Below are 13,591 nucleotides of genomic sequence, written 5' to 3' on the forward strand. Positions count from 1 at the left end.
CGGGGGCCGCACTCTCAACTCCCCTCTATGCGCGTAGAGTCGGGTACGTAACGTGCACCAAGCCGGAAGGAATGCCATGGACGTCATCTCCGTCATCCGCACCAAGCGAGACCGGGGCGAGCTGTCTCCCGAGCAGATCGACTGGGTCATCGACGCGTACACGCGCGGCGAGGTCGCCGATGAGCAGATGTCCGCCCTCGCCATGGCGATCCTGCTCAACGGCATGAACCGCACGGAGATCGCCCGCTGGACGGCGGCCATGATCGCCTCCGGCGAGCGCATGAACTTCGACGCGCTGTCGTGCCCCACCGCCGACAAGCACTCCACCGGCGGCGTCGGCGACAAGATCACCCTGCCGCTCGCCCCGCTGGTCGCGGCCTGCGGCGCGGCCGTGCCGCAGCTGTCCGGCCGGGGCCTCGGCCACACCGGCGGCACCCTGGACAAGCTGGAGTCGATCCCCGGCTGGCGCGCGCTGCTCTCCAACGAGGAGATGCTGCACGTCCTGGACACCACCGGCGCGGTGATCTGCGCGGCGGGCGACGGCCTGGCCCCCGCCGACAAGAAGCTGTACGCGCTGCGCGACGTGACCGGCACGGTCGAGGCGATCCCGCTGATCGCCTCCTCGATCATGTCGAAGAAGATCGCCGAGGGCACGGGCTCCCTGGTCCTTGACGTGAAGGTCGGCTCCGGCGCCTTCATGAAGAACATCGAGGACGCCCGCGAACTCGCCTCCACCATGGTCGCGTTGGGCACCGACAGTGGTGTGAAGACCGTGGCGCTGCTCACCGACATGTCCACCCCGCTCGGCCTCACGGCGGGCAACGCCCTCGAAGTCCGGGAATCCGTCGAGGTGTTGGCGGGCGGCGGCCCCGCCGACGTGGTCGAGCTGACCATCGCGCTGGCCCGCGAGATGCTGGACGCCGCGGGCATCAAGGACGCCGACCCCGCGAAGGCCCTCGCGGACGGCTCCGCGATGGACGTGTGGCGCCGGATGATCGCGGCCCAGGGCGGCGACCCGGACGCGACGCTGCCGGTCGCCCGCGAGCAGCACGTGGTCACCGCCCCCTCCTCGGGCGTCCTGACCCGCCTGGACGCGTACGGCGTCGGCGTGGCCGCCTGGCGCCTGGGCGCGGGCCGCGCCCGCAAGGAGGACCCGGTGCAGGCCGGCGCGGGCGTCGAACTGCACGCCAAGCCGGGCGACACCGTGACCGCGGGCCAGCCGCTGCTGACCCTGCACACGGACACCCCGGAGAAGTTCGACTACGCGCTGAAGTCCCTGGAGGGGGCGTACGACGTGGCCGCCGCGGGCACCGCGTTCACGGCGAACCCGATCGTTCTGGACCGGCTGTCCTGACGGCTGTCTGACTGCGGGCCGGATCCGCCACCGATGAGTTCCGCGGCGTGCCGCGGTCTCATCGGTGTGGAAGCCACCGAACCGACCGTCCTCGTCGTCCCCGGGCCCGTCACCTTCGCCGACGTTCCGCTCCTGTGCGAGCGGCTGCGCGTGCTGTACGGGGCCGGGGTGGAGGAGGTGGTGTGCGACCTCGCCGCGCTGACGCGGGCCGACCTTGCCGCCGTTGAGGCGGTGGCCCGGCTGCGACTCACGGCCCGGCGGGCCGGGGGCCGCTTGCGGATGCGGAATGCCGGGGCCGGGCTGGGGGCTCTGCTCGAACTGGCCGGGCTGAACCTCCTCGACTGAGCGTGGCCGTCTGGGCCGGTCGGTCGGCTGCGGGCCGTCCGTGGCCGGTCGCGCAGTTCCCCGCGCCCCTGAGGCGGTTGGGCCCGCGGCCCCTGAAGGAGACCGGGCGCGCGGCCGCTGAGGCGGGTGGGCTCGCGGCTGCTGAGGCAGCCGGGCCCGTCCCGCTCGTGCCAGCGTGGCCCGTGCCCCTGAGGCGGCCCCCTAAAGGTCGCCCGTCGGCCTGCCCTCCTCGTCCAAGCGGGGCGGCAGGTTGAACAGGGGGAACCAGCGGGCGGTGTCCAGGAACGAGCAGATGCCCGAGACCTTGCCGCCGCTCGTCTCGATCACCATCAGCGCCCAGGGCGTGAAGCCGCCCTTCTCGTGGTCCGCGTGGTAGTGCGCGAAGGCGGGCGTGCCGTTGGCCACCGTCGGCACCAGGCGGGAGCCGCGGCAGACCGCGCCGACGCCCAGCATCCAGCCCACGATGTCGTCGTGGCCGCGCAGCCACAGGTCGTACGGCGGCATGGACAGCGTGGCGTCCTCGTGGAGCAGGGCGGTGAGCGCCGCCATGTCGTAGCCCTCGAAGGCCGCCACATAGCGCTCCAGGAGCTTCTGCTGCTCCTCGTCGAGCGGGTCGGCCGGGTCCGTCTCCTTCGGCTCCGACTCGGCGAGCGTCGAACGGGCCCGCTGGAGAGCCGAGTTGACCGAGGCGACCGATGTGCCGAGCAGTTCGGCGACCTCCGCGGCCTTCCAGGCGAGGACCTCGCGCAGGATGAGCACCGCCCGCTGCTTGGGCGGAAGATGCTGGAGGGCCGCGACGAACGCGAGCCGCACCGACTCCCGGGCGAGCGCCGCCTCCGCCGGATCCTCGACCGCGGGCAGCACCCGCCCGTCCGGCACCGGCTCCAACCAGGTCACTTCCGGGCGGGAGTTGAGCTGGGCCTGCGCGACCGGCGTCGCCGCCGTCAGATCCATCGGCCTGGCCCGCTTGTTCCCCGCGCTCAGCATGTCCAGGCACACATTGGTCGCGATGCGGTACAGCCACGAGCGCAGCGATGAGCGGCCCTCGAACTTGTCGATGCTGCGCCACGCCCGCACCAGCGTGTCCTGCACCGCGTCCTCCGCCTCGAAGGCCGAGCCGAGCATCCGGTAGCAGTACCCGGTCAGCTCCGTCCGGTGTCCTTCGAGGCGTACGTCCAGATCCGCCGCCGCTGCCAGATCACTCATCGGTCCACCCCATGTCGCGCCTCAAGGTTCCAGCACTTCGGAAGCTACCGGACGCCACTGACAATCGCGCGGGTGGCGACGAAGGAGCAGGTCAGTGGGGTGCGTGCACCAGGTGCAGGCGGTGGGTGCGCCGCTCGGCGCGGGCCGCGTGCGAGCCGTACAGGGTGATCGACACGACGCCGAGGACGGCCAGGATGCCGAGCAGCACCGTGGCGGGCCAGCCCGCCGCGTGGAAGGCGACCGCGCCGAGCGTGCCGCCCGCGCTGGAGCCCAGGTAGTAGGCGGACTGGTAGAGCGCGGACGCCTGGGCGCGGCCCTGCTTGGCGGTGTGGCTCACCGAGGAGGAGGCGACCGCGTGGCCCGCGAAGAAGCCCGCCGTGATCAGGACCAGGCCCGCCAGGATGGCCGGCAGCGAGTCGGCAAGCGACAGCAGCAGGCCCGCCGCCGTGGTCGAGACCGCCAGGTACAGGGCGCCGCGCCGGCCTACCCGGGCCACCAGCTTGCCGGCCGCCGCGGAGGAGACCGTACCGACCAGGTAGACCAGGAAGATCGAGCCGATCAGGCCCTGCGGCAGGTGGAAGGGCGCCGCGGTGAGGCGGTAGCCGATCACCGTGTACACCGCGCCGAACACCGTCATGAACAGGGCGCCGATGCCGTAGAGCCGCACCAGGAGCGGGTCGGCGAGGTGACCGCGCACGGTGCGGGCCAGGGCGCGCGGGTTGAGCGAACCCGGCGTGAAATTACGGGCCTTGGGGAGCAGCAGCCGGAAGACGACCGCGCACACCGCGGCCAGCGCGCCCACCGAGAGCAGCGCCGCCCGCCAGCCCCAGGCCTGCGCCACCCAGCCGGTCAGGATCCGCCCGCTCATGCCGCCGATCGCGTTGCCCGCGACGAACAGGCCGATCGCCGCGACCAGCGCCTTCGGCTTCACTTCCTCCGCGAGGTAGGCCATCGCTGAGGCGGGCAGGCCCGCGATCGCGGCGCCCTGGACGGCGCGCAGCGCCACCAGCCAGCCCACACTGGGGGCGAACGGGACCAGGAGGCCCACCGCGACCGCGATCGCCAGCGAGACCGTCATCATCCGGGTGCGCCCGAACCGCTCGGACAGCGCGCTGAGCGGCAGTACGAACAGGGCCAGTGCGCCGGTCGCCGCCGACACCGTCCAGCTCGCCGCGCTCGCCGTGGCCCCGAGGTCGGCGGAGATCAGGGGCAGCAGGGCCTGGGTGGAGTAGAGGAGCGCGAAGGTGGCGACACCGGCGGCGAAGAGCGCGAAGCTCATCCGGCGGTAGCCCGGGGCGCCCGGGGTGAGCTGGCGGGGGGACGGCTGGGTCGAGGCGGCCACGGTGGTGGACGCCCCGGTACTGGCGGGAGGCATGGAACGACCGTAGGCCTGCCTGCATTTATGCGTCCAATGCGTGGATGGGCCACAATCGATCCATCAGCGCATAAGGCGAGGTCAGGGGCGCGCGTGTCATTGAACAGTTACGAAGAAGACATGGTTATGGCACTTGCGCCGCGGCTCGCCTACTTCGCCGGAGTGGCCCGGCACGAACACGTCACCCGCGCCGCCCACGAACTCGGCGTGCCGCAGTCGACGCTCTCGCGCGCCATGGTCCGGCTCGAAGAGGACCTGGGCGTCGCCCTGTTCGTGCGCAAGGGCCGCACCGTCTCGCTGACCACCGCGGGCCGCACCTTCCTCGGCTCCGCCGAGCGGGCCCTCGCGGAGGTCGGCCGGGCCGCCGAGTCGGTGCGCGCGGACGCCGACCCGGGCACCGGCAAGGTCGCCTTCGGCTTCCTGCACACCATGGGCTCCGAGACCGTGCCGGGCCTCATCCGCGCCTTCCGGGTCGACCATCCCCGCATCCGCTTCACCCTCGTGCAGAACTACGGCGAGGCGATGATCGAGCGGCTGCGGGCCGGGGAGCTCGATCTGTGTCTGACCTCGCCGGTGCCCGACGCGCCCGATCTGGTCGCCCGGCGCCTGGACGAGCAGCGGCTGCGTCTCGTGGTCCCCGACGACCACCGGCTCGCGGTCCGCAAGCGCGTCCGGCTCGCCGAGGCGGCCGACGAGACCTTCGTGACCCTGGAACCCGGCTACGGACTGCGCCGCATCACCGACGACCTGTGCGCCGACGCCGGGTTCGCGCCGCGCATCGCCTTCGAGGGCGAGGAGGCCGAGACGCTGCGCGGACTGGTCGCGGCCGGTCTCGGCGTGGCGCTGCTCCCGCCGCCCGCGGTGGCGCGGCCGGGCGTCGTGGAGCTGACCGTGACCGCACCGCGCGCGGTGCGCGAGATCGGCGTCGCCTGGCTGGACGGGCACCCCGACACCCCGCCGGTCGCCGCCTTCAAGGCCTTCCTGCTGTCCCGGCGCGGAAAGCTGATCCCCGAGTAACTCCCCTATTTGTGCAGGGACTTGCCGAACCCGGCCGCCAGCGGCATCCGCAGCCCCAGCGGCGGCGGCGCCGCGAAGGCGTCCGTGACCGGGCGGGAGTACGGGCGCGAGAACAGGGTGCCGAACACGAAGTCCACGGCCAGCGCGTGGACTTCGGGCCGGTGCTGGCGCATCGAGTGGCCGTCCGAGTGGACCTCGAAGCGGCAGGTGTCCCGGTTGGCCTTCTTGGCGCGCTCGGCAAGGCGGTAGGACAGCTCCGGGTCGCTGCGCGCGTCATTGGTGCCGTGCACGATCATCACGCGCCGGCCCACCAGCTGCTTGACCGGCTCCGATTCCGCCGCCACGTCGTCCTCGGGGACCCAAGGAGCCAGCGCGAGCACCGAGTTGACCGCCGGATGGCCCGCCGCGCGCAGCGCCGCGCGACCGCCCATGCCGTGCCCGGCCAGGCACACGGGGACGTCCCCGTAGCGGCGTACGACCTCGTCCGCGGCCCATTCGGCGTCCGTCGCGAGCCGCGCCTCGCCGCCGTTCCAGCCCCGGCCCCGGTAGTGCACGGCGTGCGCTACCAGGCCGTCCGCGCGGCCGTCCCTGGCCAGCCTGCGGGCCAGCGGCAGCGCGGCCGCGTACGCGAAGGGGGAAGGCCGGCGTGCCGAGACGGGATCGCCGTCCGGGAGCACGAGGACCACACCGCTGACCGTCACGCCGTCGCCACTCGCACCGACGGCCCGTCCGAGCCGGGCAGCAGGCAGGGGAATCGCTTGCTGTGCCATGGCAGAACAGTCTCAGAAGCCGAGGTGTACTCCACCCGTCTGCACGGTCACTGTTACGTATCGACGGGCTTCGCACTCCCGATGATCTACGCGCGTAGGGGCTAGAGTGCGCAGATGACGAGCCAGACCGCATCCGTACCCACCCCGGATCAGATCAGCCGTGCCCCGAAGGTGCTGCTCCACGACCACCTCGACGGGGGTCTGCGTCCCGGGACCATCATCGACATCGCCGCACGGACCGGGTACGCCGGTCTGCCCGAGACCGAGGCCGACAAGCTCGGCATCTGGTTCCGGGAGGCCGCCGACTCCGGTTCCCTCGAACGGTACTTGGAGACCTTCGCGCACACCTGCGCCGTCATGCAGACCCGCGACGCGCTGTTCCGCGTCGCCGCCGAGTGCGCCGAGGACCTCGCCGAGGACGGCGTCGTCTACGCCGAGGTGCGGTACGCGCCCGAGCAGCACCTGGAGCAGGGCCTCAGCCTCGAAGAGGTCGTGGAGGCCGTCAACGCGGGCTTCCGCGAAGGCGAGCGGCGGGCCCGCGAGAACGGCCACCGCATCCGGGTGGGCGCGCTGCTCACCGCGATGCGGCACGCCGCCCGCGCCCTGGAGATCGCCGAACTCGCCAACTCCTACCGGGACTCGGGCGTGGTCGGCTTCGACATCGCGGGCGCCGAGGCGGGCTTCCCGCCCACCCGGCACCTCGACGCCTTCGAGTACCTCAAGCGCGAGAACAACCACTTCACCATCCACGCGGGCGAGGCCTTCGGCCTGCCGTCGATCTGGCAGGCGCTCCAGTGGTGCGGCGCCGACCGGCTCGGCCACGGCGTGCGCATCATCGACGACATCGAGGTCGCCGACGACGGCGGTGTCAAGCTCGGCCGGCTCGCCTCGTACGTGCGCGACAAGCGGATCCCGCTGGAGATGTGCCCGACCTCGAACCTCCAGACCGGGGCGGCCAGTTCGTACGCCGAGCACCCCATCGGGCTGCTGCGCAGGCTGCACTTCCGGGCCACCGTCAACACCGACAACCGGTTGATGTCGGGCACCAGCATGAGTCAGGAATTCGAGCACCTGGCGGACGCGTTCGGCTACACGCTGGACGACATGCAGTGGTTCACCGTCAATGCGATGAAATCAGCATTCATTCCTTTCGATGAACGACTGGCCATGATCAATGACGTGATCAAGCCCGGCTATGCCGAGCTGAAGTCCGAATGGCTGTTCCAGCAGACGGCTGCGACCAGTGGTTCTGTGGCCGCGGGCGGCTGATCTTAGGAACGTGGAAACGGCCGGGAGTGTGAACTCCCGGCCGTTTCCACGTATTTGCGGGCCGAGCCGTCGGCTGACTAGCTTGCATAGCCGCTCGTTTTTCCCACCCCAAGGATAAATTTCTGATGAAGCAGTCTGCCAAGACGCTCGGTGTCGTTGCCCTCGGTGCCGCTTTCGCCGCCGCTGCCGCCGGGACGGCGTCCGCCGCCCCCGCGCTCCCGCATGTGGGGGCGCTGTCCGGCGTGACCGCCGCCACCCCGTTCGGCACCGTCGACAAGGCGCTGCCCGCGGCCCCCGAGTCGTCCACCGGCCAGCAGCAGAAGGGCGGCACCAGCAAGGGCGGCACCAGTAAGAGCGGCATCAGCAGGAGCGGCACCACCAAGACCGTCACCAGCACGAGCGGCACCAACTCCGACCCGGTCACCGGACTGCTCGGCGGACTGCCCGCCGGCCCGGTGGCGAGCAACGTCTCCGGCAGTCTGCCCGGTCTCAGCGGCTGACCGCACCTCGCGCCGTGCCGGGGCGCACACCCGTGAGCCGGGTGTGCGCCCCGGCGCCGCGTGAGTAGGGTTTTGATCATGCGTGGGAAGGCGTCCGGCATCGCGGCGGTGCTCACGCTGCCCGTGCTGCTCGCCCCGACGGCCTGTGGCACTCCCGGCGCCCCCGCCGCAGCCACCAGCGCCGCGGCCCGCGCGCCGACCTCGCTCCGGCGGGCGGCCCTCGAAGCGGGCGACGTACCCGGCTACCAGGTCTCTGCCGATCCCCTGCCCGACGACGCCGAGGGCACCCCGAGAGCCGATCGCGCCGCCTGCGCGCCGCTCGCCGGGGTCATGGGCGACCGGCCCGACGACCACGCCCGCGAAACCGTCAGCCGGGGCCTCGGCTCGCGGACGGTGCCCGGCCTCGCGGTCTCCGCCTCGCTCTCCGCGTACGCCGCGGCGGACGCCCGGCACCTGATCACCGAGCTGAGGACGGCCCTGTCCCGCTGCACCGCCGGTTTCTCCACCGTCCTCGACGGCCGCAGGGCCGCGTACTCCGAGGTGCGTGCGACGGCGTACGAGGTGAAGGGCGGCGAGTCCGTCAGCTGGACGGCGCGGGTGCTCACCCAGGGGGCGCCGGCCCCGGTGCACATCGTCGTGGTGCGCCGGGGCGCGACCGTCGTGCGGTTCATGGCGATCAACCTGTCCGCCAAGGCGCCGCCCGCGGTGACCGTGCCGCACGAGATCGCCGACAAACAGCTCGGCAAGCTGGCCCGTACGGTCCGCGACTGACCGCCTGCGCGACGGGCCGCCGCGCGGCCGACTACCAGGCGGTGCTCGGGGACTTCTCGCCCGGTATCAGCGCCCACAGGGCCAGGTAGAGCAGGAACTGCGGCCCCGGCAGCAGGCACGAGAGCACGAAGATCACGCGCATCGTCGTCGCGGAGATGCCGAAGCGCCGTGCGAGCGCTGCGCACACCCCGCCGAGCCTGCGGCCTTCGAGAGGGCGGAGAAGAGGGGCGCTCATGGAAGGCTCCTTCGGGAGCTGAAATGGGGGAGCCGCTCCTTGGTGGGCTCCCTCGCGATGCCTCCATACTCCCCGCTCGGATGCGGTCGAAGCGTCGGACTACGGTGCGATCCCGACCCTGGGAATCGTCGGGGTCCGCCCCTGAGGAGTCTCCTCCCGAAGGACGGGGGCGGGCCTTTCGCGCTGGTTCCTGCGGCGGAGCGCGCCCCGGCCCGCCGGTACCACCGCGAGGTGCGCGAGCGCGACACCGGTGGTGTTCAGGAGCAGCGAGTCCACATCGGGGACCTGGCCCGGCACGGCGGTCTGGAGCAGGGCGATGCCGAGCGAGATCAGCGCCCCGGCCAGCACGGTGCGCAGGAGAGAGGCGAGCGGGGAGACGTGGAGCCGGCCGCCCGCCAGGGGAAGCAGCACCCCGAGCGGGGCGAGCAGCAGCAGGCCCTCGCCGATCTGGTGGGCGGCCTCCAGCGGGCCGAGCGCGAGGTCGGCCTTGATGCCGGCGAACGGCGTCAGATTGGTGGCCGTCACCCACATCACGTCCCGCGGCCGCAGCGAGGTCCACGCCACGAGCAGCAGATGCGCGAGGAGGAGAACGAATCCCACCACGCGGAACCGGATGACGGCGCTGCCGTCCTGACCATGACGCTGCTGCACGCCCCCCAAGACGCGGGGTGCGGCGGAATCGGTTCCGCCGCACCCGGGTGAATCCGTACGCACCCGACGGCCGGGCCCGCGGCCACCGCCGCAGACTCCTTGCGGACCTCAGGACCGGCTGGGCGACGGGATCTCGCCGAGGGTCGGCACCTTGTCCGGGCGGGATTTCATCTCGGCCGTGCAGGTGTAGCCGCGGGCCGGGTCCTCGCCGGGCCCGCCGAGCACGACCTGCTCGCTGCCGGGCACGGTCGGGGTGTTCTCCGCGTACGTGCACACCAGCTGCGACAGCGCGAGGGCCGAGAGGTCCTGCGGGTTGCGGCTCAGCCGCAGGGTGCCCGCCGGGTCGTTGGCGCGGGCGGCCGTGACGGTGAGCGCCCCCGGCACCTCCGTGGTGTACCCGGCGTCCTTCTCGTCGCCCGACGGCTTGGCGGTGAGCTCGCCGAGCAGCGCCTGCGCGAACCGCACCCGGTCGGCCGCGCCCTGGGTCTGCGGGGTCCGCACCGACCGCTGGGCCGTGACCAGCTGGGCCCCGCACACCAGATAGACCTGCACGGTGACGCCCTCGAACTGCGGGGCGACCGCGTTGCCCGGCACCGTGCACGGCACCCGGGAGGGGGCCGGGCCCGCGTCGACCGGGACCGAGGTGGGCCGGATGCCGCAGCCCGTGGCGGCGGCGCCCAGCGCGACCAGCCCGGCCAGCGCGGCGGCTGGCCGGCGAAGTCTTCCTCTCACTGCGCCGCGCCTCCTTCCGGCGTCTCGGTGTCGGCGGGCGGGGTGGCGTCCAGTGGCAGCCGCAGCACGAACACGGCGCCGCCTTCGGGGGAGTTGGCGGCGGTGATGTCGCCGCCGTGGATGTGCGCGTTCTCCATCGCGATGGACAGGCCGAGCCCGCTGCCCTCCGAGCGCGGGCGGGAGGCGCTGGCCTTGTAGAACCGGTCGAAGACATGCGGCAGCACGTCCTCGGGGATGCCGGGCCCGTGGTCGCGTACCGAGATCACCAGCTCGTCGCCCTCCACGCGGACCGAGACCCGCACCGGGGAGCCGCCGTGCTTGAGGGCGTTGCCGATCAGGTTGGCGAGGACGACGTCCAGACGGCGCGGATCGACGCGGGCCATGATGCCGCGCTCGGCGTCCAGGTCGACGGCGTCCAGCCAGGCCCGGGTGTCGATGCACGCGGTGATCTGGTCGGCGATGTCCACGTCGTCCAGGACCAGGCGGGCGGTGCCCGCGTCGAAGCGGGTGACCTCCATCAGGTTCTCGACCAGGACGTTCAGCCGCCGGGTCTCGGAGACCACGAGCTTCACGGCGGGCGCGATCATCGGGTCGAGGCTGTCCTCCTCCTCGTCCAGGACCTCGGCGACGGCGGTGAGCGCGGTCAGCGGGGTGCGCAGCTCGTGCGACATGTCGGCGACGAACCGGCGGCTCGCCTCCTCGCGTGCGCTCATGTCGGTGAGCTTCTTCTCCAGGGCCTCGGCGGTCCGGTTGAACGTCCTTGAAAGATCGGCGAGTTCGTCCGTGCCCGAGACCCGCAGGCGGGTGTCGAGCTTGCCCTCGCCGAGCCGGCGGGCCGCGTCCCCGAGCCGCTGCACCGGCCGCAGCACGGTGGTGGCGGCCCCCTGCGCGAGCAGCGCGGAGGCGAGCAGCGCGAGGAAGGTGGCGATGCCCAGCGACCAGGCGAGCGAGTTGAGATCGCGCCGCTCCTGGTCGAGCGGGGCCAGCATGTAGCCGGTGGGACCGGCCCCGATGACCTTCGTGCCGCCGACCAGATAGGGGTGGCCGTGCAGGGTGATCCGCTGCCAGAACAGGTGGTACGGGTAGGCGTTGGTCTCGGTGACCTTCTGCTTCTTGGTGACCGCGTCCTGGAGCGATCGGGGCACGTCGTCCAGCGTGAACCCGTCCACGTTGGAGGCCCCCACGATCGGCTTGCCGGGGGCGCGCTCGTCCACCAGCAGCACGTTGTAACGGGAGTTGCTGCTGTCGGCCATCTGCTTGGCGGACACCTGGAGATCGTGCTCGGTCGGCTGCAGGGGCAGCGCGGCGGCCCGGCTCTGCATGCCCTGGCGGAAGTCGTTGAGCGCCGAGTCCTGCGTACGGACCAGTACCGCCTCGCGGTTGAGCCAGTACGCGATGCCGGACGCGGAGACGGCCGCGGTCAGCGCGACGAGCGCGAACACGACGACGAGCCGCAGCCGCAGACTGGTCCAGCGCAGACCGGCGAGGGTTGCTCGCTTCACATGTCCTGCTTACCTGGGTCGTGCCACTGATCGGGGTGGTGCGGCGGGTTCACGAGGGGGTGTCCAGGCGGTAGCCGACGCCGCGGACCGTACGGATCAGCGTCGGGGAGGACGGTACGTCCTCGACCTTGGCCCGCAGCCGCTGCACGCACGCGTCGACGAGGCGGGAGTCGCCGAGGTAGTCGTGCTCCCAGACGAGGCGCAGCAACTGCTGGCGGGACAGCGCCTGTCCGGGCCGCCGGCTCAGTTCGAGGAGCAACCGCAGCTCGGTGGGGGTGAGTTGGAGGTCCTCGCCGTTCTTGGTGACGGTCATCGCGGCCCGGTCGATCACCACGTTGCCGAACGCCGCCGAGTCGGTGGACTCGCGTTCGCCGCGCCGCAGGACGGCCCGGATCCGGGCGTCGAGGACCCGCCCCTGGACCGGCTTGACCACATAGTCGTCGGCGCCGGACTCCAGTCCGACCACCACGTCGATGTCGTCGTTGCGCGCGGTGAGCAAGATGATCGGCAGCTGGTCGGTGCGCCGGATCCGGCGGCACACCTCGAAGCCGTCGATCCCGGGCAGCATCACATCCAGCACGATCAGGTCGGGCCGCTGCTCGCGCAGCAGCTTCAGGCCGTCCTCTCCCGTCGCCGCAGTGGCCACACGGTGGCCCTGACGCGACAGGGAGAGTTCGAGGGCCGTGCGGATGGCGTCGTCGTCCTCGATCAGCAACAGGAAAGGCACGGAGGTCATTCTGACCCATGGGGGAGAGGAGTACGACCCCCGTCTCCCCCAAGCTCTCGGCCGCGCCCGAGCGGGGAGGTGCCGCCACCCGCGACCGCCCTTCCGTGCGACGCGACCGCTGTGACAGGCCTGTGACAGTCGGCGGACACGTCGATGAAGTGGCCCAGGCAGGCTCTTCCCCGTAGCCAGGAACACCGATGAAACAGACTCCACCGACGGGGGGCGCAAGATGAACACACTGCACAGCTCCAACTCCAGCGCAGTTGTGACGCGTCTCCACGACGTCGTGCGGAGCGGCGAGAAGTCCGGGGCCGTGAGCGGGCGGGGGTGCGCTCGCGGCACCGGGCGTCAGCACACGTCGTACATGACGGTCGTTGACGCGGAAGCGGCGTACAGGGAGGCCACGGGGGAGCGGAAGAGCCTGTCGGAAACTGTGAATGCCGACGCGGCGTTCACCGCTTACGTGCAGGAACGCCGCGCCTCCCTGTACGCCACCGCCTACCACCTGACCGGCGACCGCTACGAGGCGGAGGACCTGCTCCAGAGCGCGCTGTTCTCCACCTACCGGGCCTGGGACCGGATCAGTGACAAGGCGGCGGTCGGCGGCTATCTGCGCCGGACCATGACGAACCTGCACATCAGCGCCTGGCGGCGGCGCAAGCTGAACGAGTACCCGACCGAGGAGCTGCCGGAGACGGTCGGCGACACGGACGCGATGCGCGGCACCGAACTGCGCGCGGTGCTCTGGCAGGCGCTGGCCCGCCTTCCCGAACTGCAGCGCACGATGCTGGTCCTGCGCTACTACGAGGGGCGTACCGACCCGGAGATCGCGGACATACTGGACATCAGTGTCGGCACGGTGAAGTCCAGCATCTGGCGCTCGCTGCGCCGGCTGCGCGAGGACGAGGTCCTCAGCTTCGGCCGTGACGAGGAGGAGTCCTTCGGCGAGCTGGTGGCCTGAAGGTCTGGGGGAGGGGAAGCGGGGTCCACGGGGGCACGGGGACCCGCGGGGGGAACGGGGGAAGCGGGGGGGGGCGCGGGCCCCCCCCCGGGGTGGGGGGGCCGGGGGGGGGCCGCGGGCCGGGGGGGGTAGGCGGCGGCGGCCGGCGGGGGGGGCCCCCGGCCCCGCCCCCGCCG

15 protein-coding genes are annotated in these 13,591 nt (G+C 72.2%); 7 read left to right on the plus strand and 8 right to left on the minus strand.

From position 1 onward, the window contains the following. Positions 1-76: 76 nt before the first annotated feature. Positions 77-1,354, plus strand: coding sequence for a thymidine phosphorylase (locus ACIQ8J_RS27285; RefSeq protein WP_403268739.1), 1,278 nt, complete (start codon positions 77-79; stop codon positions 1,352-1,354). Between the two features lie 33 nt (positions 1,355-1,387). Then, complete coding sequence (locus tag ACIQ8J_RS27290; protein ID WP_403268742.1) at positions 1,388-1,699, plus strand: STAS domain-containing protein; 312 nt, start codon at positions 1,388-1,390, stop codon at positions 1,697-1,699. 201 nt (positions 1,700-1,900) lie between these two features. Here ACIQ8J_RS27290 and ACIQ8J_RS27295 read toward each other — a convergent pair whose 3' ends face one another. Both ACIQ8J_RS27295 and ACIQ8J_RS27300 read right to left on the minus strand, forming a co-directional pair. Further along, positions 1,901-2,905: a sigma-70 family RNA polymerase sigma factor gene (locus tag ACIQ8J_RS27295; protein ID WP_403268745.1), complete on the minus strand. Its 1,005-nt coding sequence runs from the start codon at positions 2,903-2,905 to the stop codon at positions 1,901-1,903. 91 nt (positions 2,906-2,996) lie between these two features. Continuing rightward, positions 2,997-4,280 (minus strand): MFS transporter, encoded by a 1,284-nt coding sequence (locus ACIQ8J_RS27300; RefSeq protein WP_403268748.1) that lies wholly within the window; start codon positions 4,278-4,280, stop codon positions 2,997-2,999. A 120-nt stretch (positions 4,281-4,400) separates the two neighbouring features. On the opposite strand from ACIQ8J_RS27300, the gene ACIQ8J_RS27305 reads away from it, so the two are divergent. After that, positions 4,401-5,297, plus strand: a complete 897-nt coding sequence (locus tag ACIQ8J_RS27305) for a LysR family transcriptional regulator (protein ID WP_403268750.1) — start codon at positions 4,401-4,403, stop codon at positions 5,295-5,297. Positions 5,298-5,302: 5 nt separating this feature from the next. On the opposite strand, the gene ACIQ8J_RS27310 is transcribed toward ACIQ8J_RS27305, so the two are convergent. After that, a complete protein-coding gene (locus ACIQ8J_RS27310) occupies positions 5,303-6,067 on the minus strand; it encodes an alpha/beta hydrolase family protein (RefSeq protein ID WP_403268753.1) in 765 nt (254 codons plus the stop codon). A gap of 114 nt (positions 6,068-6,181) precedes the next feature. Here ACIQ8J_RS27310 and ACIQ8J_RS27315 point away from each other — a divergent pair, with 114 nt between their 5' ends. From ACIQ8J_RS27315 to ACIQ8J_RS27325, 3 genes are all read left to right on the plus strand, one after another. After that, positions 6,182-7,336, plus strand: coding sequence for an adenosine deaminase (locus ACIQ8J_RS27315; RefSeq protein WP_403268755.1), 1,155 nt, complete (start codon positions 6,182-6,184; stop codon positions 7,334-7,336). A 125-nt stretch (positions 7,337-7,461) separates the two neighbouring features. Further along, on the plus strand, positions 7,462-7,836 hold the full coding sequence (locus tag ACIQ8J_RS27320) for an ATP-binding protein (protein WP_403268758.1): 375 nt from the start codon (positions 7,462-7,464) through the stop codon (positions 7,834-7,836). A 78-nt stretch (positions 7,837-7,914) separates the two neighbouring features. Beyond that, on the plus strand, positions 7,915-8,607 hold the full coding sequence (locus ACIQ8J_RS27325; RefSeq protein ID WP_403268760.1) for a hypothetical protein: 693 nt from the start codon (positions 7,915-7,917) through the stop codon (positions 8,605-8,607). Between the two features lie 31 nt (positions 8,608-8,638). Here ACIQ8J_RS27325 and ACIQ8J_RS27330 read toward each other — a convergent pair whose 3' ends face one another. The 5 genes from ACIQ8J_RS27330 to afsQ1 all read right to left on the minus strand — a co-directional run bounded on the left by ACIQ8J_RS27330 (position 8,639) and on the right by afsQ1 (position 12,454). Continuing rightward, the gene (locus tag ACIQ8J_RS27330) at positions 8,639-8,842 is read right to left on the minus strand and encodes a PspC domain-containing protein (protein ID WP_403268763.1); all 204 of its coding nucleotides are present in this window, start codon (positions 8,840-8,842) and stop codon (positions 8,639-8,641) included. A gap of 99 nt (positions 8,843-8,941) precedes the next feature. Beyond that, positions 8,942-9,493 (minus strand): VanZ family protein, encoded by a 552-nt coding sequence (locus tag ACIQ8J_RS27335; protein ID WP_403268766.1) that lies wholly within the window; start codon positions 9,491-9,493, stop codon positions 8,942-8,944. A 108-nt stretch (positions 9,494-9,601) separates the two neighbouring features. Next, the gene (locus tag ACIQ8J_RS27340; RefSeq protein ID WP_403268769.1) at positions 9,602-10,225 is read right to left on the minus strand and encodes a hypothetical protein; all 624 of its coding nucleotides are present in this window, start codon (positions 10,223-10,225) and stop codon (positions 9,602-9,604) included. After that, positions 10,222-11,727, minus strand: a complete 1,506-nt coding sequence (locus tag ACIQ8J_RS27345) for a sensor histidine kinase (RefSeq protein WP_403268772.1) — start codon at positions 11,725-11,727, stop codon at positions 10,222-10,224. Before ACIQ8J_RS27345 ends, ACIQ8J_RS27340 begins: the two co-directional genes overlap by 4 nt. A 49-nt stretch (positions 11,728-11,776) precedes the next feature. After that, complete coding sequence (afsQ1, locus tag ACIQ8J_RS27350) at positions 11,777-12,454, minus strand: two-component system response regulator AfsQ1 (RefSeq protein ID WP_189962928.1); 678 nt, start codon at positions 12,452-12,454, stop codon at positions 11,777-11,779. A 229-nt stretch (positions 12,455-12,683) separates the two neighbouring features. Here afsQ1 and ACIQ8J_RS27355 point away from each other — a divergent pair, with 229 nt between their 5' ends. Then, the gene (locus ACIQ8J_RS27355; protein ID WP_403268774.1) at positions 12,684-13,415 is read left to right on the plus strand and encodes a SigE family RNA polymerase sigma factor; all 732 of its coding nucleotides are present in this window, start codon (positions 12,684-12,686) and stop codon (positions 13,413-13,415) included. Positions 13,416-13,591: the final 176 nt, after the last annotated feature.

Origin of the sequence: Streptomyces sp. NPDC094147, from assembly GCF_044764265.1 — a bacterium.
Lineage (GTDB): Bacteria > Actinomycetota > Actinomycetes > Streptomycetales > Streptomycetaceae > Streptomyces.

Bases quoted from the DNA above. Each gene is read 5' to 3' on its own strand.
- ACIQ8J_RS27285 (WP_403268739.1), top strand. From the start codon at position 77: ATGGACGTCATCTCCGTCATCCGCACCAAGCGAGACCGGGGCGAGCTG.
- ACIQ8J_RS27290 (WP_403268742.1), top strand. From the start codon at position 1,388: ATGAGTTCCGCGGCGTGCCGCGGTCTCATCGGTGTGGAAGCCACCGAA.
- ACIQ8J_RS27295 (WP_403268745.1), bottom strand. From the start codon at position 2,905: ATGAGTGATCTGGCAGCGGCGGCGGATCTGGACGTACGCCTCGAAGGA.
- ACIQ8J_RS27300 (WP_403268748.1), bottom strand. From the start codon at position 4,280: ATGCCTCCCGCCAGTACCGGGGCGTCCACCACCGTGGCCGCCTCGACC.
- ACIQ8J_RS27305 (WP_403268750.1), top strand. From the start codon at position 4,401: ATGGTTATGGCACTTGCGCCGCGGCTCGCCTACTTCGCCGGAGTGGCC.
- ACIQ8J_RS27310 (WP_403268753.1), bottom strand. From the start codon at position 6,067: ATGGCACAGCAAGCGATTCCCCTGCCTGCTGCCCGGCTCGGACGGGCC.
- ACIQ8J_RS27315 (WP_403268755.1), top strand. From the start codon at position 6,182: ATGACGAGCCAGACCGCATCCGTACCCACCCCGGATCAGATCAGCCGT.
- ACIQ8J_RS27320 (WP_403268758.1), top strand. From the start codon at position 7,462: ATGAAGCAGTCTGCCAAGACGCTCGGTGTCGTTGCCCTCGGTGCCGCT.
- ACIQ8J_RS27325 (WP_403268760.1), top strand. From the start codon at position 7,915: ATGCGTGGGAAGGCGTCCGGCATCGCGGCGGTGCTCACGCTGCCCGTG.
- ACIQ8J_RS27330 (WP_403268763.1), bottom strand. From the start codon at position 8,842: ATGAGCGCCCCTCTTCTCCGCCCTCTCGAAGGCCGCAGGCTCGGCGGG.
- ACIQ8J_RS27355 (WP_403268774.1), top strand. From the start codon at position 12,684: ATGAACACACTGCACAGCTCCAACTCCAGCGCAGTTGTGACGCGTCTC.